Annotated in this window: 19 protein-coding genes, 1 pseudogene and 1 riboswitch; of the genes and pseudogenes, 6 read left to right on the top strand and 14 right to left on the bottom strand. The window is 45.8% G+C overall.

Features of this window, described 5'->3' with window-relative positions; genetic code table 11:
• Positions 1 to 23: 23 nt before the first annotated feature.
• The 4 genes from MKX71_RS02480 to MKX71_RS02465 form a co-directional block, all read right to left on the bottom strand.
• Positions 24 to 383, bottom strand: a complete 360-nt coding sequence (locus tag MKX71_RS02480) for a YdbC family protein (protein WP_032722920.1) — start codon at positions 381 to 383, stop codon at positions 24 to 26.
• Positions 377 to 718, bottom strand: a complete 342-nt coding sequence (locus MKX71_RS02475; protein WP_003246564.1) for a cupin domain-containing protein — start codon at positions 716 to 718, stop codon at positions 377 to 379. The genes MKX71_RS02480 and MKX71_RS02475 overlap by 7 nt, the downstream gene beginning before the upstream one ends.
• A 131-nt stretch (positions 719 to 849) precedes the next feature.
• Positions 850 to 1,221, bottom strand: coding sequence for a glucose starvation-inducible protein GsiB (gsiB, locus tag MKX71_RS02470; protein ID WP_003246542.1), 372 nt, complete (start codon positions 1,219 to 1,221; stop codon positions 850 to 852).
• A gap of 128 nt (positions 1,222 to 1,349) precedes the next feature.
• Positions 1,350 to 2,168 carry an EcsC family protein gene (locus MKX71_RS02465; protein WP_043858099.1) on the bottom strand — a complete coding sequence of 273 codons (819 nt, stop codon included), beginning with the start codon at positions 2,166 to 2,168 and terminating at the stop codon, positions 1,350 to 1,352.
• A gap of 117 nt (positions 2,169 to 2,285) precedes the next feature.
• Between MKX71_RS02465 and MKX71_RS02460 the strand changes: the two genes are divergently transcribed.
• The 5 genes and pseudogenes from MKX71_RS02460 (at position 2,286) to MKX71_RS02440 (ending at position 5,178) form a co-directional block, all read left to right on the top strand.
• Positions 2,286 to 2,738: a DUF2188 domain-containing protein gene (locus MKX71_RS02460; protein WP_339231704.1), complete on the top strand. Its 453-nt coding sequence runs from the start codon at positions 2,286 to 2,288 to the stop codon at positions 2,736 to 2,738.
• Between the two features lie 77 nt (positions 2,739 to 2,815).
• Entirely contained in the window at positions 2,816 to 3,073 is a 258-nt protein-coding gene (locus tag MKX71_RS02455; protein ID WP_003246519.1) for a GlsB/YeaQ/YmgE family stress response membrane protein, read from the top strand.
• Positions 3,074 to 3,307: 234 nt separating this feature from the next.
• On the top strand, positions 3,308 to 4,585 hold the full coding sequence (locus MKX71_RS02450) for an Nramp family divalent metal transporter (RefSeq protein ID WP_003234364.1): 1,278 nt from the start codon (positions 3,308 to 3,310) through the stop codon (positions 4,583 to 4,585).
• Between the two features lie 102 nt (positions 4,586 to 4,687).
• The gene (locus MKX71_RS02445; protein ID WP_017697017.1) at positions 4,688 to 4,954 is read left to right on the top strand and encodes a hypothetical protein; all 267 of its coding nucleotides are present in this window, start codon (positions 4,688 to 4,690) and stop codon (positions 4,952 to 4,954) included.
• Between the two features lie 28 nt (positions 4,955 to 4,982).
• Positions 4,983 to 5,178 (top strand): annotated as a pseudogene (locus MKX71_RS02440) (hypothetical protein).
• Here the strand turns inward: MKX71_RS02440 and MKX71_RS02435 are convergent.
• The 10 genes from MKX71_RS02435 to lrpC form a co-directional block, all read right to left on the bottom strand.
• Positions 5,170 to 6,894, bottom strand: a complete 1,725-nt coding sequence (locus MKX71_RS02435) for a pyruvate oxidase (protein WP_167407869.1) — start codon at positions 6,892 to 6,894, stop codon at positions 5,170 to 5,172. The pseudogene MKX71_RS02440 and the gene MKX71_RS02435 overlap by 9 nt on opposite strands.
• Before the next feature lie 24 nt (positions 6,895 to 6,918).
• Entirely contained in the window at positions 6,919 to 7,410 is a 492-nt protein-coding gene (gene mutT / locus MKX71_RS02430) for an 8-oxo-dGTP diphosphatase MutT (RefSeq protein ID WP_167407868.1), read from the bottom strand.
• Positions 7,411 to 7,468: 58 nt separating this feature from the next.
• A complete protein-coding gene (gene kimA / locus MKX71_RS02425) occupies positions 7,469 to 9,292 on the bottom strand; it encodes a potassium transporter KimA (protein ID WP_003246693.1) in 1,824 nt (607 codons plus the stop codon).
• A gap of 196 nt (positions 9,293 to 9,488) precedes the next feature.
• Positions 9,489 to 9,632, bottom strand: a riboswitch (cyclic di-AMP (ydaO/yuaA leader).
• 135 nt (positions 9,633 to 9,767) lie between these two features.
• The gene (locus tag MKX71_RS02420; RefSeq protein WP_339231703.1) at positions 9,768 to 11,879 is read right to left on the bottom strand and encodes a cellulose biosynthesis cyclic di-GMP-binding regulatory protein BcsB; all 2,112 of its coding nucleotides are present in this window, start codon (positions 11,877 to 11,879) and stop codon (positions 9,768 to 9,770) included.
• Positions 11,880 to 11,884: 5 nt separating this feature from the next.
• Positions 11,885 to 13,147 (bottom strand): glycosyltransferase family 2 protein, encoded by a 1,263-nt coding sequence (locus MKX71_RS02415; protein ID WP_014475851.1) that lies wholly within the window; start codon positions 13,145 to 13,147, stop codon positions 11,885 to 11,887.
• Positions 13,140 to 14,849 carry a DUF2334 domain-containing protein gene (locus MKX71_RS02410; RefSeq protein WP_212060430.1) on the bottom strand — a complete coding sequence of 570 codons (1,710 nt, stop codon included), beginning with the start codon at positions 14,847 to 14,849 and terminating at the stop codon, positions 13,140 to 13,142. The genes MKX71_RS02415 and MKX71_RS02410 overlap by 8 nt, the downstream gene beginning before the upstream one ends.
• A gap of 10 nt (positions 14,850 to 14,859) precedes the next feature.
• Positions 14,860 to 15,711, bottom strand: coding sequence for a cyclic-di-GMP receptor EpsK (gene epsK / locus MKX71_RS02405; protein ID WP_033883717.1), 852 nt, complete (start codon positions 15,709 to 15,711; stop codon positions 14,860 to 14,862).
• Positions 15,692 to 16,780, bottom strand: a complete 1,089-nt coding sequence (locus MKX71_RS02400) for a lipoprotein YdaJ (RefSeq protein ID WP_339231702.1) — start codon at positions 16,778 to 16,780, stop codon at positions 15,692 to 15,694. The genes epsK and MKX71_RS02400 overlap by 20 nt, the downstream gene beginning before the upstream one ends.
• Positions 16,781 to 16,981: 201 nt before the next feature.
• Positions 16,982 to 19,165, bottom strand: a complete 2,184-nt coding sequence (locus MKX71_RS02395) for a DNA topoisomerase III (RefSeq protein WP_339231700.1) — start codon at positions 19,163 to 19,165, stop codon at positions 16,982 to 16,984.
• A gap of 64 nt (positions 19,166 to 19,229) precedes the next feature.
• On the bottom strand, positions 19,230 to 19,664 hold the full coding sequence (lrpC, locus tag MKX71_RS02390) for a transcriptional regulator LrpC (protein ID WP_003246585.1): 435 nt from the start codon (positions 19,662 to 19,664) through the stop codon (positions 19,230 to 19,232).
• Between the two features lie 184 nt (positions 19,665 to 19,848).
• Between lrpC and MKX71_RS02385 the strand changes: the two genes are divergently transcribed.
• On the top strand, positions 19,849 to 20,139 hold the full coding sequence (locus MKX71_RS02385) for a DUF3817 domain-containing protein (RefSeq protein WP_014478869.1): 291 nt from the start codon (positions 19,849 to 19,851) through the stop codon (positions 20,137 to 20,139).
• The last annotated feature ends 31 nt before the right edge of the window (positions 20,140 to 20,170 follow it).

Below are 20,170 nucleotides of genomic sequence, written 5' to 3'. Positions count from 1 at the left end.
AAACATGATGTTTTGGGCTTTGATTATGCCTTAAGAACCGTCCAGTCTGGTTCGTACCGGATATCAGGGTTATGTAACAGATCGTGAACGAACGGTTTATCCTCTTCGTACACCGTCACCTCTATCGAAAGAATTACAGCCTTCTGATCGTTTTCCTCGTATATGCTGTCATGTTCGTTCTCCATAAAATGATCATAGGCTTCTCTGTTTTCCCATACACTGATGATTTCTGCGGTGAGCGGCTCGTCTATCGTTTTTCGCCAGCCGCCGGCCTGTTTGATAAAGCCGCTTATATGCGATAATGCTTCCCACTGTGACTGCGCTTTTGCAAATGCTTCAGCGTTTGCAGCGTCTACTTCACATATCACCTTTTTGATTAGCATGGCTGCTCCTCTATGATGACGGTTTCGGCTTGTTTATGCTCCACACAGAGATTAACCGTTCTGACATAAGAGCGTGTGCGGTGAACCGTGCCTTTCGGGATCAGCAGGCTGTCATTTGCTTTGAGCACCGCGGTTTCTTTGTCCTTAAAATCGATCAGCAGCTCCCCTTCAAGAACAATAAACAATTCGTCTGAGTCAGGGTGATGGTGCCAGTCATATTCTCCCGTAAACACCGCAAGGCGCACGCAGTGGTCGTTGACCTCTGAGATTGAAAAATTGGCGTGCTTTTCTTTGACTTCATTTGCGATGGCGAGCAAGTTTTGCATCTTGGACATTAGCGAAAACCCCTTTTTCACTTATTGTATCGCAATAGCGGCATAAATTGAGAAGATTCCAAAAAAAAGCGATCCAGCTGATGTGCCGGATCGCTTTTTTATTTACAGGTTGTCTGCCTTTATGCTTTTGATTAGTCGTTGTTGCGGGCGTTTCCGCCTTTTGAGCCAATTTCTTGGTAGAATTCTTTATCATGATTTTTGCTTGTTGCCTCTCCGCCTTTTCGGCCGATTTCTTGATAGAATTCTTTGTCATGATTTTCGCTAGTGGCTTCTCCGCCTTTTTCACCGATTTCTTGATAGAACTCTTTGTCATGGTTCTTGCTAGTGGCTTCTCCGCCTTTTTCGCCGATTTCCTGATAGAATTCTTTGTCATGGTTTTTGCTAGTGGCTTCTCCGCCTTTTTGACCAATCTCTTGATAGAATTCTTTGTCATGGTTCTTGCTTGTTGTTTCTCCGCCTTTTCTACCTGCTTCTTCTCTGCTCATTTTGTTATTGTCTGCCATTTTGAATTCCTCCTTTAATTGGTGTTGGTTGTTGTATTCCCGCTCACAATTCTTTTAAACAAACAAAACACATTGGGTATGTTTCCACTAAAAAAAGCAGGCGGATCGCGGTGTCCGTCTGCTTTCTGCTATTCCATCTCTCGTTCTGTTTCTTTCAGTCGTTCAAGAATGCGCCTCTTTTTGTACAGCATCATGCCTGTCTCGGTAATGTCGTTTAATGTTGAGCGATTGGCAGCGGCGCCAAAAACCATTCCGGCAACCGGCACCATCTGGAAAAGTTTTTTCCAGCCAAACGTGTCTCGATAGCCCAAAACGACTTCTCGCCAGCCTTGGATTTGAGAAGCGACATTCTTATATGTACGGTCTTGATCGTAGTGTTTTAATTCCTGCAAAATCGATCTTTTGCCGACAACATCAGCCGACGTAAGCTGCAGGCATTTCACAATGAAGACTCGTTCTTTTTTCTCCTTTGGGTCATAGCCGTATGCGACTGCGATATCCTGTAATGTTTTTAGTGATAAGCCAAGCACTGCCGGAATGTCTGCCGCCAGCGTAAACACGCCGCCCACACCGGTTGTCGCGCCTTGAACGGTTGCTGCGTTTGTTCTGTTTTTGCCCATTCCTTCCGCAATTTCATCCATGACAGAAAGAGGCGCTTTCCGGATGTCCTCCAGCGATTCAAAGATCTCCTCCGGCAGTTTCTTTTGAAATATCCTGATAATCTGTTTTTCAGATGTCAGGTACTGTCCGCCTGTTTGAACAAAGCTGCCGACCTCATCCAAGAGCTTGCCGATCTTTTTCTGGATGAATTCCGGTGTCAGCTTGTCCAGCAGCTGAAACGGGAGACGGCTGAGCTTTTCCCAAAACCAGACTTTTTGCTGATCTTTTTCCCATTTCTCTATCTCTTTTAATTGCTGATGTAAGTCTTCTTTTCGTTCTGTTAGCACCCAATCCGCACTTCCCTTCCGTTTTTTCTACTATATAGTATACCTTCATTTTTTCGGATGCGTTTTTATTTTTCACCTGCGGGTACCATTTTTATAAAAGGAAAAGGAGTGATGGACATGCCTTGGTCGATGAAGGATTATCCTGCTTCATTAAAAAATCTTGAGAAGCCGGTGAGAAAAAAGGCGATAGACATTGCGAATGCGATGATTGATGAAGGCTATGAGGAAGGGCGCGCGATTCCAATTGCGACAAGCAAAGCGAAGGAATGGGCGGAAAACGCCTCTACAGATGAAATTGATGATTTCCTGACGCATGATGATAAGACAGAACGCGATGCTGATCCAAGCAGCGGCAGCGGCCCCGAGCTCATGAATAAAGCAGAGCATGTTATTAAGCATAAAAAAGGCTGGGCAGTCAAAGCCGAGGGCGCCAAACGTGTGTCTGAAATCAAGGATACAAAGAAAGAAGCGATTGAACGGGCAAAGGAAATCGCGGCGCATAAAGGCACTGAGGTCATTGTTCATTTAGCTGACGGCAGTGTGCAGAGAAAGATTAAAACAGGATCATAAAGGAATATGCTTTTAAGTGTTTCGAAATGATCAGGAGCGGTTATTGATTGGTAAATCATTTATGAGAGGTGATCATGATGCTTAGCTTTTTGGTTTCATTAGTTGTTGCTATTGTTATCGGATTAATTGGGAGCGCCATTGTAGGAAACCGGCTGCCGGGAGGAATTTTCGGCTCTATGATTGCCGGGCTGATCGGCGCTTGGATCGGGCACGGACTTCTTGGCACATGGGGACCGAGCCTCGCCGGCTTTGCTATTTTCCCGGCCATCATCGGGGCAGCCATCTTCGTGTTCTTGCTGGGCCTTATATTCCGCGGGCTGCGGAAGGAAGCCTAGACTCGACTCATTAGATACAGGAGGCATCGTTTCGAAATGAAACGATGTCTTTTTATATGGGACCTTATCCCGAATCCCTACATATCATGTTACATAACAGGGAAAAATTCAGAAGTGTATTTTGAACATTTTCGGTTGACAAGAAACCGGGATGGTCATATGATGTAGATAAAATAATTTGCCTTAAGGAAACTCTTTGTTGTACGGCAAAAACAAACAGAATTCAGGTGAGACATGATGAACAAGGACATCACAGCACAATCTCCCCGTTCCAAAGCCGTCCAAGATGCGCTTGACGGGAAAATCAGAGGATTCAGAGGGCTGCTCCCTTTTCTCGGCCCTGCATTTATAGCAGCCATTGCCTATATTGATCCCGGCAACTTCGCAACGAATATTTCGGCGGGTTCTAAATACGGATATATGCTCTTATGGGTGATCTTATTTTCCAATATCATGGCGCTTTTAATTCAATCCCTATCCGCCAAACTCGGTATTGCGACAGGCAAAAATCTGCCTGAGGTTGCCCGTGAAGAATTCCCGAAGCCTGTCTCGATCGGATTATGGATTCAGGGCGAGTTGGTCATTATCGCAACTGATCTGGCGGAATTTATCGGAGCGGCTCTGGGACTGTATTTGCTGTTCGGCATTCCGATGCTTGAAGCGTCTATTATTGCGGCGATCGGTTCTTTCGCGATATTGGAGCTTCAGCGCCGCGGTTATCGCTCACTTGAAGCCGGTATTGCCGGTATGCTGTTTGTGGTCGTGATCGCCTTTGCGCTGCAGACCTTTTTCGCAAAGCCTGATGCCGTGTCAGTGATGAAGGGCCTTTTTGTCCCGGCGTTTCATGGCACCGACAGTGTGCTTCTTGCAGCGGGTATTCTTGGCGCAACTGTTATGCCGCACGCCATTTATTTACACTCTGCCCTTACACAGCGGCGGGTGGTTGGCAAAACTGATGCAGAACGGAAAAAAATCTTTAGGTTTGAATTTATTGATATTTTAATAGCGATGCTGATTGCAGGGGCTATTAATGCAAGTATGCTGATTGTGGCTGCCGCATTATTCTTCAAAAACGGCCTGTTTGTTGAGGATCTCGACGTCGCATTTCAGCAATTCGGACATCTTGTCAGCCCTATGTCTGCGGCTTTATTCGGGATCGGGCTGCTCGTTGCCGGTCTATCCAGTTCGTCTGTCGGCACACTTTCAGGCGACGTGATTATGCAAGGATTTATCAACTACCGCATTCCGCTGTATGTACGGCGTTTTATCACGATCATTCCGCCGATCTTGATCATCGCGTCAGGTGTTAATCCGACGACCGCTCTCGTACTGAGCCAGGTCGTGCTGTCCTTCGGGATCGCCTTTGCACTCATTCCGCTTATTATGTTTACAAGCAATAAACGGATCATGGGATCTCTGATCAACGCCAAATGGATCACAGTGGTGTCTTGGCTGATTGCTGTATTGATCGTTGCTTTGAATGTGTTTTTAATTGTAGATACGTTTCGATAAAAAAACCGGCTTCTAAAGCCGGTTTTTATTTTTTCGCAAAGCTCATTGATACCCTTTTTGACAGAAATTTGTTATGATAGAAGAAAAATCGGAGTTTTGATGATGTCAGTATTTATTCTGTTTTATTTGTGGATTGTTCCTATTGTTATCGGCATTTTATGTTCTGTTACTGCCCATAGATCCAAGGGAAAAATGAGAGTCGCGCCCGGCATTGCCATGATCGTGCTCAGTATCATTTCCTTAATCACGGCGTTTACGGCCGGACACACAAATTTCCACGTGTTTATCGGCGGCATGTTTTTATTCGGCACCTTCTTGGTCGGTTCTGCTTTTCCTTTCTTCTTCGGGCTGAAGAAAAAAGAGAAATAAGCTTATAATGAGAAGAGTTCTGTAAGATTTGATAAGAATAAACATACAAGGACAAATGCATCTTGCTTTGAAACAAGATGCATTTGTCCTTTTGTCTGTTTCGAGTATGGCGAAATCAGTTCCTAATACATATACCGATCATTTTATGAATTCAAACATGCTGAAAATACATTTGTTTCCAACAAAAAACAAGGGCTCTTAGGGCCCCTGTTTTTTTAAAATAACCGTTTCAAACTTTTCTTCAGTGACGGCATTTCAAATTTTTGGTTTTCGAAGAAGTTTTTCAGCATGTATTTGCTAAAACCTTTCGCCTGCCCGTATGTGATTTTGCCAGGAAGCGGCGGTTCGTTTCCAATCATGACATCCACAACGACCGGTTGGTCAGAGTGCAGCGCCTCATGGAATGCCGGCGCAAGCTCTTCCGCTTTAGTCACTTTGATGCCCTTTGCTCCGCAGCTTTCTGCAAATGCGGCATAGTCGACATTTTGAAGTTTTGTGACATAGTCGATATTGCCTTTGACCTGCTGCTCGTACTCAATCATGCCAAGATTTTCGTTGTTTAAAATGACGACTGTGATCGGGAGCTTATATTTGACAGCGGTCGGAAGATCCTGCATGACCATGGAAAATCCCCCGTCACCACAGACGGCGATCGCCTGGCGTTCCGGTTCGGACAAGCTCGCTGCAATCGCTCCCGGCAGGCCGCAGCCCATTGTCGCAAGCCAGCTGGAAACGATGAAATCCTGATTCGCGTTCATTTTGAAATGACGCGCCATCCAGACTGTCACAGTGCCGACATCTACAGAGAGCACCGCATCATCGGCTGCCGCTTCCTGAAGACGGGCCACGACCTGCTGAGGTTTAAGCGGTGTTGTTGCCTCTGTCTCATCTTTTTCAATTTCGTTCCACCAATGCTGCATATGTTCTGTGCAGGCATTCAGGAATCTTCTGTCTTCCTTGCGTTCAATATACTCTGTCAATTCGCGCAAACCGAGAGCCGAATCACAGACAAGGCCCGCTGTCACCGGATACCGTTTTCCGATTTTTGCCGGGTCTGAATCGAGCTGTATCGCCGGCGTGTCATCAGGCAAATAATCACGGTACGGGAATGACGTTCCGAGCATGATTAATAAATCACATTCTTCCATTGCCTCGTAAGCCGGCTTTGTTCCGATCTGACCGAGGTTGCCGAGAAAATGCGGGTGCTTATCGGGAACAACACCCTTTGCCGGGAGTGTAACAACGATCGGAGCGGCGGCTTTGTCCGCAAATTCTAAGAGCTCCCGTTTCGCCTTTTTCATTCCCTGCCCTGCCAGGATAATCGGCTTCTTAGCGTTATTAATATATTGGGCGCAGGTGACGAGCTGTTCTTTTTTCGGTTCAAGGTTCCCTTCAATATACACCGGTGAAGTATACACGGGCTCCCGTTTGATTTTCTCCGCAAACAAATCATCTGACACGCTCAATACCGCAACGCCTTTTTTGCTGTAGGCGGTCCTGATCGCCTGATTTAAGAGATCCGGAAGTGATTCTGCGCTATGTACCTCTCTGTTGAACACAGCCACGTCCTCAAACATTTGCTCCAGCTTAATCTCCTGGAAATAGTCCCGTCCGACTTCGCCAGAAGAAACCTGTCCTGCAATCGCCAGCACAGGGGCGCCGTCCGCTTTTGCATCATATAAACCATTTAATAAGTGCACCGCTCCCGGCCCTGCGATTGACAGACAGACTCCGACCTTGCCGGTGAGTTTTGCTTCAGCTGCGGCTGCCAGTGCCGCTACCTCTTCGTGGCGGGTTTGAATGAACTTCAGTTGATTTCTTTCGTGTCTTAATTCTTCAATAAACTCATTTATACTGTCTCCGGGGATGCCGTATACATGATCAACTCCCCATTGCTCAAGCAGCTCTGTCATTACTTGTCCTGCAGTTTTATGTGCCATAACGTATCCTCCTTTTTCCTTTTTTCAATACCACAGGAGAAAGGCTTTAAAACCCGGAGACCTGAATCGCTTGCCCAGTCTTCTTTTCAACAGGTCGATCGCCGCGAGCAACCCGCTATCCTTGACGGTGACATTTACATCTTGAGCGCCGTTCTTGAAATCATTGATCTGCCTTTTTCGATTCGGCACCATAAAAAGCGGCAAACGCCCCGGGGAAACCCACTTTAATCCCGCTGTCTCTGTGCCGTCAGCCATTGCTTGTCCGCCTGTAATGCTTCCGAAAAACAGATGCTGTTCATCTTGAAACTTTGGCCTTAGGTAAACACCTATTTTCGCAGAAAGCGCTGCATTGTATCCCGTTTCTTCCAATATCTCCCGCACTGCCGCTTCCTCAGCCGATTCCCCGGGATCAACCCTGCCGCCGGGCAAATCCCATAGAGGGACATCTTTTCGTTTCACCAGCAGAATTTGCTGACTTTCGTTCAATACGATCACAAAAGCACCTTGTGTATACACCCCCATACCTCCTTTTCCCGCTAAAAAGGACCAAGGTGATTCCCTTGGTCCTAGAGCTTTACTTTTTAAAATGATACGGCAGTGTGGCAACCATTATGTCCTTTTTCCAGAACAGCCGGACTCTGAGGAGGAAGGCCGATTGGTTGTGAAGGATGGTGTGCCAGCGTTTTTTCGTTATAAATTGCGGAAACAGCACCATAACGGAAAACTGCTCCTTCTTCGCTTTTGCCTCAACTGTTTCCAAAAACTTATCAAACGGATGGACAAGGCTTCTGTAAGAGGAGTGAAGCGTCACGAGACGCACTCCGTTATTAAGCTCTTCCCAACGTTTTTCGAATTTCTTTTCCTGTTCTCTGTCAAATGACACGTGAACGGCGATCACCTGATCGGACAGTGATTTCGCATAGTGAATCGATTTTTGCACGACGGTGGTGACACCGGCCACAGGCACAATCACAACGGTGCCTTTGATTTCTTCCGGCTCTTTGTCTACGATGCGAAGCTGTTCACCAACCGCAGTATAGTGATTTTTAATCGCAAAAAACAGCAAAACGACGATAGGCATAAAGATTAACACAGGCCATACGACATTAAACTTCGTCACAAACAGAATGGATAGAACCATAAATGATATCAGAGCGCCGCAGGAGTTGATCAGCATTTTTCCGATCCAGCCTTTTGGTTTTTGCTTGATCCATTTCATGCACATGCCGGTTTGTGAAAGCGTAAATGGAATAAATACGCCCACAGCATATAACGGGATTAAGTGCTCCGTCTGTCCCCCGAATAAGATAATGAGAACAATGGAGGCAAAGCCTAAAAAGATAATCCCATTTGAGAAGCCTAAGCGGTCGCCCCTGACTGTAAACATTCGCGGCATATACTGGTCTCTCGCCAGGTTGAAGGCAAGCTGCGGGAAGGCTGAGAATCCCGTATTTGCCGCAAGAACCAAAATAAGCGATGTGACACCTTGGATGACATAGTAGAACACATTCCGCCCAAAGGTTTCGGACGCAATTTGTGAAACCACTGTTTCATCAGGTTTCGGCGCCGTACCATACCCGTACGCGAGAACCGTGATGCCGGAAAACAAGATCGCCAGCAAAATCCCCATCATCGCAAGCGTTCTTGCCGCGTTTCGCGCAGGCGGGTTTTTGAATGCAGGAATCGCATTAGAAATGGCCTCAACCCCGGTCAACGCTGAGCATCCGGAGGAAAAAGCCTTAAGCAGCAAAAATAGCGTAATGCCGGCTACAGGTGTGCCGAGCGATGTATGATGGGCTGGCTGGTCTATTTGTCCTGTCATAAGTTTAAACAACCCGACTGCAATGAGAACCAAAAGCGCCACCACAAACAGATAAACCGGGTAGGCAAGTATGGATGCTGATTCCGAAAGCCCGCGCAGGTTCAAAATCATAATCACTAACACGAGAAAAATAGCGATCGGCACATGATAATCATGCAATGCAGGAAAGGCTGACGTGATGGCATCCGTGCCTGCGGAAATACTTACCGCTACTGTTAAAATATAATCAACAAGCAATGAACCGCCCGCAATCAATCCCGGTTTTTCACCGAGATTTTCTTTAGAAACGATATACGCCCCGCCGCCCTGCGGATAAGCGTAAATAATTTGCCTGTATGAAAGAATCAGTGCGAGCAGCAAGATGAGAACGCCAACCGCAATCGGAATGGAGTACCAAAATGCGGCTGCACTGATTGTTGCCAAAATGATTAGAATTTGTTCTGTCCCATATGCGACAGATGACAGCGCATCTGAGGAAAGCATAGCCAAGGCTTTTAATTTCGTCAGTTTTTGCTCTCCAGCTGCTTGGGATTTTAGTGGTTTCCCAATCAAAAAACGTTTGATTGAATGATACATCGATGTCTTCCCCTTTTAATTTCTCATTTTTCAATTAAAACAATAAAACATCCATCAGTGTCTTGCTCTCACATGTTGATGATAGTCCTTTCTGCTATGATGTCTCTGTATGCGATTTGCATTCAAAAATGAACAACAAAAAACACAGAGGCAAACGGATGCCCCTGTGCCATAACATCGAACACAGGTTTCATTCATCTCCTCTCACGAACGCTTACGAGGTTAGCTGACGGATTCGGGCATATGAGAGTTAGCCCTACCTAAAAAGGATTCACCCCAACGGCAAAAAGCCGTTCTATTGGGTCCCCCGCTCTGATTTCAGATTAAGCGATTTGTTTTCTAAAAGAGATCATACTCCCGTTCCCGCACGTTGTAAAGAGGCTTATTGGCTGAGAGAAAAAAATAAAATGACAGGTTCCACAAATGGAATTTACTTACCAAAAATAAAAAAACAGAGGCTAAAATCGCCTCTGTTTTATTCTGTATCTGTCTTTCTTTTTTTGCGTCTTACGGCAATCCAAATGAACACTGCCGCAACCACCATAATGAGTGCCAGCACACCAATATACATCCATTTCTGGCTATGATCCTGTGTTGGTTGTTCTGCATCGGAACTGTTTGTTTCCGATTTGAGCTGCTGGTGGTTTGTAAACACCTGCTGGCTGTTTGTTTCATTAAGGACGGTTGCCGACTCATCGTTGCTGTTCAGATAACTGATGATCTCTTTTGTGACAGCCGTGCCATCTCCTTTTGACGGTGCAAAGACAGCCATTGTATAGCGTGAATCCCAAACCGATGCTTGGGTAAATACCACTTGTTTTGTCGTCTCATTCAGCATCTCGAAACTAGATACATCAAACGAGCCGTTCTTTTCCTGCGGCACAAGCAGATCTGATGATTTCTCCTTCAGAAGAGAAAATTGATTGATCCCTCCTATGAAAATGAGGTTTCGTCCTTTCGCATCATTTGCTGTAACGTCAGATGATTTCTTTACCGTATATGAATGCTGTGCTTCGCTGCCAAAGGATTCTGTTACGAGAGAAAGCTCCTCTAGCTTCGATTGGCTTACGGTGTCAGGAAGCACGATTAACGTTGTTTGATCCTGGTTTCCGGCGTAAGGAAGCGGCCACTCTTGAAAATCCGCTGAAGGAGACATGCCTTTGATAGCGTATGATAATGTACTGTTTTTATCGATAAAAACCCACTTTTCTTCATCAGTCGTATTACAAGGGTTGTTTTCCTTTAAACCGATCGTGACAAACTGAATATCAATGTAGCGGTTTTTTTGCAGCAGCTTAGGGTCCACTTTCACTGTGACATGATAGAATCCGTTTTTATCTTCTTTTCCTAATTCATCAAGCCGGACCGAGTGCGGCTGGCCGTTGATCATCACTTTCAGTTCTGCAGCCTGAGAGGCTGACTCGTTTTCAGCCGTTGAGGCTTGAATCGTTTCAGACTTTTTCAGTTTAAGCGACAGCTTCGCCGATTGGTTTTCATCTAAAACAGCCGAAGCCGGATAAAAATAATGTGCTGAAGATGTTTTGTCAGCTCCAATTGTGATATCGCCCGCTCCAAAATTCTCAAGGGTCAGCTTATCGCTTTCTTTTTTTTCAGTCTGCTGAAGCTTGCTGATTGAAAGTGTATCGCCGCTGAGCTGGCCTGTATATGTCTGATCTGTTATCACGCTGATTTTTTTAGTGAGCGCGTCCTCGGACGCAGCTTGCGCAAACAAAACCGGCTGCTGCTTGCCCTCTGCTTTCAGCACCCGCTCCGCAAGCAGAAGGTTTTCTCCTTTTGCCTGTAGCCCAGCTTGTTTCAACAGTTTTTTCACTTTGCCGTTCCAATGCTTGTCCACGCCGATAACAATCGTCGGCTTATCGATTTTTTTCAGTTCAGATTCCGTGACATACGCAATACTGACACTGCTGTCCACCGTTTTCAAATAGCCTTCTGTTTTAACAGCAGCTTCTATTTCTGCTGAACTTGGGTTATCCGGAATGACGATAGCTGTTTCTTCAGCTGTATTTCCAGATTGGGCGAAAGGATACGGATAATGGTCCAGCGACGTTCCCTTCGCTTCACTGCTGTCAGCAAGTGTCAGCCGGCTGTCCGGATAAATTTTGATCCAGTTGCCTGATGTATCCTGTCTGACGCACACGCCCTCTTTCATTACGCCGTAGAATTTCAGCGATACGTTGTGATAGCCTTGCGCAGACTGGCTTTTATTCAGATTCAGCTTCACTGTTTTCCGTTTGGAATCACCATCAAGCTTTAACGTCTTGACCGGTTCATCATCAATGACAGCCGTTAACGATGATGGAGAAATTAAAAGATTTGATGCCTCGTATTCGATTACCAATTGCTGATTGCCTGAAGAAGCGCCTGCCGGGATCTGATACGTCAGCTCTGCGCTGTCTTTTGATCCATACAGTGTAATCAGCTCGCTGGTCAGCACCTGCTGTTTGGCTTGTTCTTGGCTGCTTTTCCCGAGGAGCGAACCGCTGACCTGTACGTCTTTGGCAAGAGCCGTTTGTCCAGTCATCGCCAGCAGCATGAAGCTTGTGAGAAAAATCATTATTTGTTTCAAAAAGGTCACCCGCTTTTATGTTGATTGTATCGTTCTGTCTTGTACCATTTGACCTCTTGCTTGAATAAACGGTGCTTGATTTCTACGAATAAAGAGTAGATAACAAGCACAATCCATGCCTGCGAGTATGTGAAGTACATGAGAAATACGATAAAAAAGTTTTGCTTGTTCATTTCTGTTTTTTCAATGCTCAACGTAATCATGACCTCTGTCATAAATAAGAAAAATGCCAAAATCCAGAGAATCATTGCCAAAAATCCAACCGATAAATGCAAATCATAAAACAAATTCACAACAAAAATCGTATTCGACATGATCACGCCAAAGAAAAACAGGAAGTACGTAAAGAAAAAATAAAACAAATCAAAGATAATCCGTTTTCGTTTCAGCTTAAAAAACTGCGCCAAAAATTTGAGCACGACATATTGATTGCCGCGCGCCCATCGGGTGCGCTGGCGCCACCATACCTTCCATGTTTCCGGTTCCTGCTCCCACGTGATGGCGGCAGGGAAAAAGCGGATGTGATAGCCGAGATTATATACCCGGATGGTCAGCTCAGTATCCTCAGCGAGCGCTTTGTCATCCCAGCCTCCGAGCTTTTCGATAATGCTTCTGCGGATCGCGAAGTTGGTGCCTGGGATCGTGGCGATTTTGAACCATTTCCATCTGCCTCCCTGGGCCATCCACTGAAAACAGATCGTTTCGATATTAATAAACCTCGTCAGCAGCGTCTTTGCCGCATTGATGACGCGGAATTTCCCTACCACGGCGCCTGCCTTTTCGTCATTCATCAGGCCGAGCACGAGGTAATACACGGCCATTTTCTCAGGCGTGTTGTCGGCGTCATACACACAGATCACATCGCCGTTCGATTCGGCAAAACCCGAGTTAAGTGCAGAGGATTTTCCTTTTCCTGCATTTGGCGGCTTCGTAATCACCATTTTGATGAAATCGTATTTCTCGGAAAATTCATTGACGATATCACCCGTCCGGTCTGATGAATTATCATTAACGACGATAATCTCCAGCCGGTCCTTCGGATAATAAAGGTTGACCATCGCCTTCAGCGTCTGCCGAATCACAACCTCTTCGTTATGCGCCGGGATGAGGACGCTGACCTTCGGCAATTCCTTCATATTTTCTCTCCACTTCGGGATATTCCGTTCGAAGGTCATATAGTGGCGAAACCCGCCCTGCATGAGGAACATGTGATAGAGAAGCATAACCCATATTAAACTTAGCGAGATAAAGAACAGCGTATTACCCAAGGCTTCTTCTCTCCTTAAAAATTCGTTTTTTCAATGTGGCTCTCAAGTAAAACGTATAACTGACAAACATGATGACAAATAAGAGCACAACAGCGGAGAGAATCCATAACGCCTTTTCCAGAGGGGTTTGGCGATGATGATCGAAAAACTCGTCAATGGCGCTTACGCCGTTTTTCACCTGAATCGTTCCGTCACCGCTTGTATGAATTTCCACTTTGTCTGTTTTGACGGTTTGTTTTGTTTTCTTTAAATCAAGCCATTCACTGTCTGGAATGCGTTCCATCTGATCAACCAGCTCCGGCAGATATTTCATCCCAAGGTACGGGTGATAAAATCCTCCAGCTACTCCGCCTTCAAAATCAATCATCTGGGAGATATGCTCCTCCATCTCACCGAGCGGGTTTTGCTTCGATGTGTCGACAAAGCCGATCGTTTCCGGATAAAGCGTCATTCCGTGCAACATCGAAGGAGCAGTCACAAACGGAGGTGCACCGGATGTTTTCCATGTTGTGCTGCTGAGCTGGACCTGGCCGAAAATGCTTGTAAAATACTGCGAGGCGATTTGATAGCCATAATCGGACATCGTGTAATGCGGCGCTTCAAACGCCAGCGGGTAAAGACCCGATGATGTCAAATCCTCAATGGCACGCTTCAGTTTTTGTTTTGTATACGTTTCTTCCTTTTCCCGAAATGGTTCGAGATAGCTGTGATAGGCTTGTTCGTTCGGGAAGTCCTGTTCTTTCTCCAAAATGGACGGGGGATCTTCGGCATTTCCGGATGTAATCGGCTGATCCGCCTTTGCATCCCAAAATTCAAAGCCCTCTCCTGTTTCACTGTAGCGATAAGCGTGAGTATAACCGTGAACAATGATACTGCCGCCCATGCTTTGCAGCTTCTTCAGCACCTTGACCATCTTCGGTTGATCAGACAAATACACTTTGTCGCCTGTTTCCGGATTCAAATAAACCGGAATGACCGCCAGGATAAAAGGAATATGCCGCTTATGCAGGTATGTACCGGCTTGGAGCAGCAATTTTTCATCAGACATCGGGCTGATATCCTCGAGACGCAAATACAATAACGTCGTCCCCGCCTTCTCTCCGAAAGCTTCTCTGAGCTGTTTCGCCACGATCAAATTGTCATTTAACAAATTTGTTAATCCAATGTACACATTCCCTTTTTTTGTTTTCCATATAAAAGAATGCGTTGTGCCGTCATCGGCTTTGAAGGTGTAAAGCGCCGTTCCTTTCAGGCCTGATACACTCAGCACGTTAAGCCCGCTTTCCAGAGACACATCGGCCTTTTCCGACCTGCTGTGAACCTGAAACACATTTTCTTTGCGGGCTAATGAAAGCCCGGAAAATTGGCTGATTTGACCTGCGTTATAGCCAATGGCGACAACCGGTTTTTTTACGCCGCTGATAAGAGACAGCAGTTTTTGGCTGAGCTTTCTTTTCGTTTGGCCGTAATAAATCACATGGTCTTTCCCTTTGAAATCCGACGCTTCAACGTCTGAATCTTTTTTGACTGTCACATGGGATGTAAAGTGGCCCGCAAGCAAATCGAGCATTTTGACTTGTGACGACTCTTTGCCATCCAAGGTTGAATAGATGATGAGAATGCCGGCATCCTGATCTTTCGCTTGCGCAGAAACGGGAAAAGACGCAATAGCTGAAACTAGAAGCATCATGACGCATAGCAATGTGATTCCTTTATAGTTCATTCATCATCATCTCGTTTTCCAGTTCTTCTAAAAATTGATCAGCTGTTTTGATATCGTTGCGGTAGGGCAAATAGCAAACGTGGAACGTAAGCGACACATACTTTCCATTTTCCAGCTGATATGTATCCAATTGTTTCTTCAGCTTGGTCAGAACGGCCGGCATATGTTCAGCAGGCGTGTGCGTCAGCACGATCCCGATACGCTCATCAGAGGGACGGAATTTCTTATCCGTTTCCCGAACACTTGTCCTGATTTGCTGACTGACATATTGGAAGAGGCGGTCCGTTTCTTTTTCACCGTACAAAGACTTAAACTCTTTGAAATAATGCATATGCAGCAGCAAAAACACAAAAGAATTGCCGTAGCGCTCCGCCCGCTTGATTTCTTCTGAAAGTTCCAGCTTCATCCTTTGCTTGTTATCAAAACCAGTCACTCTGTCAACAGCAACATAGCTTTTAATTTCGGATTGAAGCCGTGTAATCGAGCGCCGAAGCTCTGCTGTAATATCGTGGATTCTTCCAGAAATAAAAGAAAACAGCAAAAGCGCGATTCCCCACACGACAAGCATTCGCAGCCCTTCCTCAGCCGGAAATAACGCAGCCTGTCCAGTCTGGAAAAACATCATTAAGGTGCCGAGAACAAAGAGTACGATTAAGGTCACTGCCAGCGCGTAAATCGGGCCGAACCAGATGCCTGCGGCGATGACGCCAAATGTGATGCAAAGGATCAGAGCACCTTCTGATTGCTGGGCTGACACATAATAAATAAACAAAGACAGGGCCGCGATGAGCCCTGAAAAATAAGCAAATAATTTTTGTGATTCACTGAATGATATTTTCATTAAAAAGCTTCCTTTCGGCTAACAGCGGCAGCAGATTGTCAAATGAATGCGTCTGAGTGCCGCTCATATAGCCTCCATAATACGATTTCACCGGATCATGAATTTCAAAGTCATTCATTCTGTCATATATGGCTTTGATGACAGAACTGTTTTCATGCTGTTTTGTCAAAAACAATACGGCTAATGCATATACGGATGGAGACTCATATTGGACGGCAGGCTCCTTCGTATCTGCCGAATACCGCCCGTACAGCTTTCCGTTTTTCTGAAATTCCTGCTTGATCCAATCCGCTAAAACAGATGCTTTTTCATCCCCTTCCGGCAAATGCCAAGCAGCGTAAAGCTGATCAATCAGGTTGATTTCACTATCATATGTGTATTCCTTCGTCTCCGAGCTGTATGTCTTCGGCAGAAAGCCATTTTTTAAAGGAGCTGAATAGAGAACATTGGCATTCCGCTGTTCTGTTTCTTCGTCTATGATTCCATTCTTCTTTAAGACAGCTAAGGCATCAGGCATGACGTATGAAAGCGTCACATCCTTTGAAGCGGCCTGTGAGTCGTAAAAGTCTGTAAAAAACCCGTTGTTCATATTGTATGTCTTCAAAGACGTGCCGATATCCCTAGCCGTTTGCGCGTAGTCGCTGCGGCCCCATTTTGCGGCGGCTTGGTCAAGAGACAGCAAAATTCTCATATCATCTATCAGCGCATTCGTCCCGCTCGCTTGGCCATTTTGAATCTTCCACGTCACCAAGTGATTGCTCATCAGAAATGAATCAGTCAGATGCTGATATTGATCCTGGAAATGCGGTGCGTCATTTTTGCTGAGCAGAAACTCCATCCACAGGCCGAGAGATTCCGACAAGTAAGAAGGCTGGTCTGAAAAATCGGTTTTGATCAGCCCTTGGTCATTCATTAAATTGTGATAGATGAAATATTCCGCCGGCTGGAGCGGGCTGGCATTCACTTCTATCGCCGACTGATTTTGGGTCTTGTTTCCAGCTTCAGCACACCCTGCGGAAAGTCCGATAGATAAGAAGAATAAGATGACAGCAATTAGTACATGCCTCACAGGCAAATCCCCCTTTGTCGCCTGAAGCAAATCAGACGCTCACAAATAGTTATAGACGAAAATATGACTGCCATGTTACAAAGTACATTTACTATAAAAGAAAAAAATGCAGATTGCTAGCTTTTTTTCCCCTTTTTGAACATTAAGAAAACAGGACCTAAGTCCAATAAAAAACCTGTGCGATAGGCACAGGTTTTTTTATTATTTATCCAAACCGAGTTTTTTCAGCTGTTCTGCCAGCGCGTTGTTAATCGGCTCATCTTTATTTTGTTTTTTCATATAAGAGGATACGTCCCGTTTGGTAGCACGCGCTTTGTCTTTGTTTTTTCGTTTTTCAAATACAGAGAGCTTTTCACGGTGACCGCACACACACGCAAAGGTTTGGCCCTCGCCTTGGCCGCGAAGCTCCATTCTTTTATGGCAGTTCGGGCAGCGTGCGTTTGTTTTTCGGGCAATCGTTTTTCTGCTTCCGCATTCACGATCTTGGCACACGAGCATCGTCCCGCGTTTGCCGTTTACTTTCAGCATCATTTTGCCGCATTCCGGACATGCCGTTCCCGTAATGTTGTCATGTCGGAAGGTTTGGCTGCTGTTTTTGATTTCTTTTACCGTTTGGTGAGCGTAAGCCTTCATATCTTTAATAAAAACAGCCGATTTCAATTTGCCGGCCGCGATCGCAGACAGCTTTTGCTCCCATTCTGCTGTTAAGGCCGGTGATTTCAGATCCTCCGGAACAAGCTGCAGGAGCTGTTTTCCTTTAGAAGTGATAAAAATATCTTGGTTTTTTTTCTCGATTAAAAAGCTGTTGAACAGTTTTTCAATAATGTCGGCACGCGTTGCCACCGTGCCGAGGCCGCCTGTTTCTCCAAGCGTTTTGACGAGACCTTTTTCTTCTCCCTGCATAAATGCGCTTGGGTTTTCCATCGCTGACAGCAAGGTCCCTTCATTAAAGCGGGCAGGCGGCTTCGTTTGGCCGCTTGTTTCCGTTAACGTGCGGACGGCAAGTGTGTCGCCTTTTTGAAGCGCAGGAAGTGTCTGGTCTCTGTCATCCTCCTGCTCATCATCCTCTTCCGCCATATCATAAACGGCTTTCCACCCTTGCGACTGTACGGTTTTGCCTTTTGCCGTAAAGGTTTCTCCGCCGATTTCTGCGATGACCTTTGTTTCCTCATATTCGAATGCAGGCATTAATACAGCAAGGAAACGTTTCGCAATCAGGTCATACAGCTTTCGTTCTTTATCACTCAGACTGCTGAGAACGAGCGGCTCTTCGGTCGGGATAATCGCGTGGTGGTCTGACACCTTCGCGTCATTGACATATCCTTTATGAGATTTAATGCCGCGTTTTTTAATTTGGCTGACATATTGGGCATACGGTTTTACTTCCATGCCTTCCAGACGGTCTTTTAACGTCGGGACGATGTCACTGGATAAAAATCTAGAGTCCGTCCGCGGATATGTGACGAGCTTATGCTGCTCATATAGCTTCTGCAGGACAGAAAGCGTTTCTTTGGCAGAAAAACCGAAGCGCTTGTGGGCGTCACGCTGGAGCTCCGTTAAATCATAAAGCGCAGGCGCAAAGCTTTTTTTCGCTGTTTTTTTCAGCTCAGCTACGACCGCTTGCTTTCCTTCGAGGTTTTTTAGCAAACGGCTTGTTACATCTTGATTGAACGTTCTCGTCTGCTTTGATTTCTTATCCTGCCACGTCAGCGTCATGCCGTCGACTGCAGCACGGATGCCGTAATACGGAACGGGCGTAAACGCCTGAATGTCTGCCTCGCGCTTTGCAATCATGGCAAGCGTCGGAGTCTGCACACGCCCGCATGAGAGCTGGGCATTGAATTTTGTGGTAAGTGCACGGGTGGCATTGATCCCCACAATCCAATCCGCTTCCGCTCTGGCGACGGCAGAATGGTACAGGTTTTCATATTCTTTGCCGCTGCGCAGCTTTTGAAAACCTTCCTTGATCGCTTTATCCGTCACAGATGAAATCCACAGCCGCTTGATTGGTTTTCGGACATTCGCTTTCTCAATGATCCAGCGCGCAACAAGCTCACCTTCCCGGCCTGCGTCAGTCGCGATGACAATCTGATTGACGTCTTTACGGGTAAGCTGGGATTTGACTGCATTGAACTGCTTTCCGGTTTTTTTTATCACCACAAGCTTCAAGGGTTCTGGGATAATCGGCAGATCCTCTAGGCGCCATGATTGAAATTCTTTTCCGTAGCCTTCCGGATCAGCAAGCGTCACCAAATGGCCTAAAGCCCAGGTCACAATATATTGATCGCCTTCGAGATAACCGTTTCCTTTTTTATGGCACTTCAGCACCCGGGCTAAATCCCGGCCGACTGAAGGTTTTTCAGCTAATACAACTGTTTTTGACATGCTTGATCACTTCTCTTTCTTTCGCGCTCATCCTGTTATTATAACAGACTTCACGCGGCACTCTCTAACCGCGCCCGTTTTTCGTGTCAATTTCTGAGAAAATGACGTGAGTGACGGTTTGCGCGTAGGGCGATGTTTTGTTAATGAAATCTTCTACCGCTTCGAGGCTTTCGGCATTGATTTTCAGCATATAGCAGGCTGCACCCGCAATCCGGTAGCAAAATTCAATATTCGGCAATGTTTGAATATAGCTTTTGAACCGCTCGTAATCCGCGTTTTTAACGGTTGCTTCCACAATGCAGGAAACGGGAAGCCCCAGTTTTTTCTGGTCGACCTCCAGCGTGTATTGCTTGATGATGCCAAACGATTCAAGCTGCCTTACCCGTTCTGTCACAGATGGAGGCGACAGCTTAATTTTTCTGCCTAATTCCCTCATCGACAAACGGCTGTCCTTCTTCAGCTCCTCAATGATATTCAGATCAATCTGGTCAAGTTTCATTTCAACATCCTTCTTTTTTGATTTTGTACACATTATCTCGGGTATTTTTGTAAATGACAAGTACAGTTCCCTAGAAAAGGCATGTAAAAATGAATGTTTTCCGAACATTTTTTAAAAGCTGTCATATGCCCCCCCAGATTGTTTATAGTATAAAATGAAAACGTGTCCACAAGGAGGGCGATTTATGCTGCAAACGCCGATCGGAAGACTTCGCACGATGGGTTTTATTGAAGGAATGTCACTCTTAATCCTGTTGTTCATCGCTATGCCGCTTAAATATTGGGCAGGCCTTCCGCTTGCGGTGACAATTGTCGGTTCGGTTCACGGCGGGTTGTTCATTTTGTATTTGCTTGTCTTGGCTTATGCAACCTTCTCTGTCAAATGGCCGCTGAAATGGTCAGCTGCCGGCTTCGTCGCCGCTTTCGTCCCATTCGGAAATTTTTTGTACGACCGCGGATTAAGGAAATATAAATAAGGGAACGCAAAAAAGGCTGGATTTTTATGAT

Source organism: Bacillus sp. FSL M8-0071, assembly GCF_037975455.1.
GTDB lineage: Bacteria > Bacillota > Bacilli > Bacillales > Bacillaceae > Bacillus > Bacillus subtilis.
The sequence above is the reverse complement of the archived record's forward strand: the minus strand, read 5'-3'. Positions and strand labels throughout refer to the sequence as shown.

Excerpts from the sequence above, each read along its gene's own strand:
- MKX71_RS02480 (WP_032722920.1), bottom strand. The coding sequence starts at position 383 with ATGCTAATCAAAAAGGTGATATGTGAAGTAGACGCTGCAAACGCTGAA.
- MKX71_RS02475 (WP_003246564.1), bottom strand. The coding sequence starts at position 718 with ATGTCCAAGATGCAAAACTTGCTCGCCATCGCAAATGAAGTCAAAGAA.
- gsiB (WP_003246542.1), bottom strand. The coding sequence starts at position 1,221 with ATGGCAGACAATAACAAAATGAGCAGAGAAGAAGCAGGTAGAAAAGGC.
- MKX71_RS02460 (WP_339231704.1), top strand. The coding sequence starts at position 2,286 with ATGCCTTGGTCGATGAAGGATTATCCTGCTTCATTAAAAAATCTTGAG.
- MKX71_RS02455 (WP_003246519.1), top strand. The coding sequence starts at position 2,816 with ATGCTTAGCTTTTTGGTTTCATTAGTTGTTGCTATTGTTATCGGATTA.
- MKX71_RS02450 (WP_003234364.1), top strand. The coding sequence starts at position 3,308 with ATGATGAACAAGGACATCACAGCACAATCTCCCCGTTCCAAAGCCGTC.
- MKX71_RS02445 (WP_017697017.1), top strand. The coding sequence starts at position 4,688 with ATGTCAGTATTTATTCTGTTTTATTTGTGGATTGTTCCTATTGTTATC.
- MKX71_RS02435 (WP_167407869.1), bottom strand. The coding sequence starts at position 6,894 with ATGGCACATAAAACTGCAGGACAAGTAATGACAGAGCTGCTTGAGCAA.
- kimA (WP_003246693.1), bottom strand. The coding sequence starts at position 9,292 with ATGTATCATTCAATCAAACGTTTTTTGATTGGGAAACCACTAAAATCC.
- epsK (WP_033883717.1), bottom strand. The coding sequence starts at position 15,711 with ATGAAAATATCATTCAGTGAATCACAAAAATTATTTGCTTATTTTTCA.
- MKX71_RS02395 (WP_339231700.1), bottom strand. The coding sequence starts at position 19,165 with ATGTCAAAAACAGTTGTATTAGCTGAAAAACCTTCAGTCGGCCGGGAT.
- lrpC (WP_003246585.1), bottom strand. The coding sequence starts at position 19,664 with ATGAAACTTGACCAGATTGATCTGAATATCATTGAGGAGCTGAAGAAG.
- MKX71_RS02385 (WP_014478869.1), top strand. The coding sequence starts at position 19,849 with ATGCTGCAAACGCCGATCGGAAGACTTCGCACGATGGGTTTTATTGAA.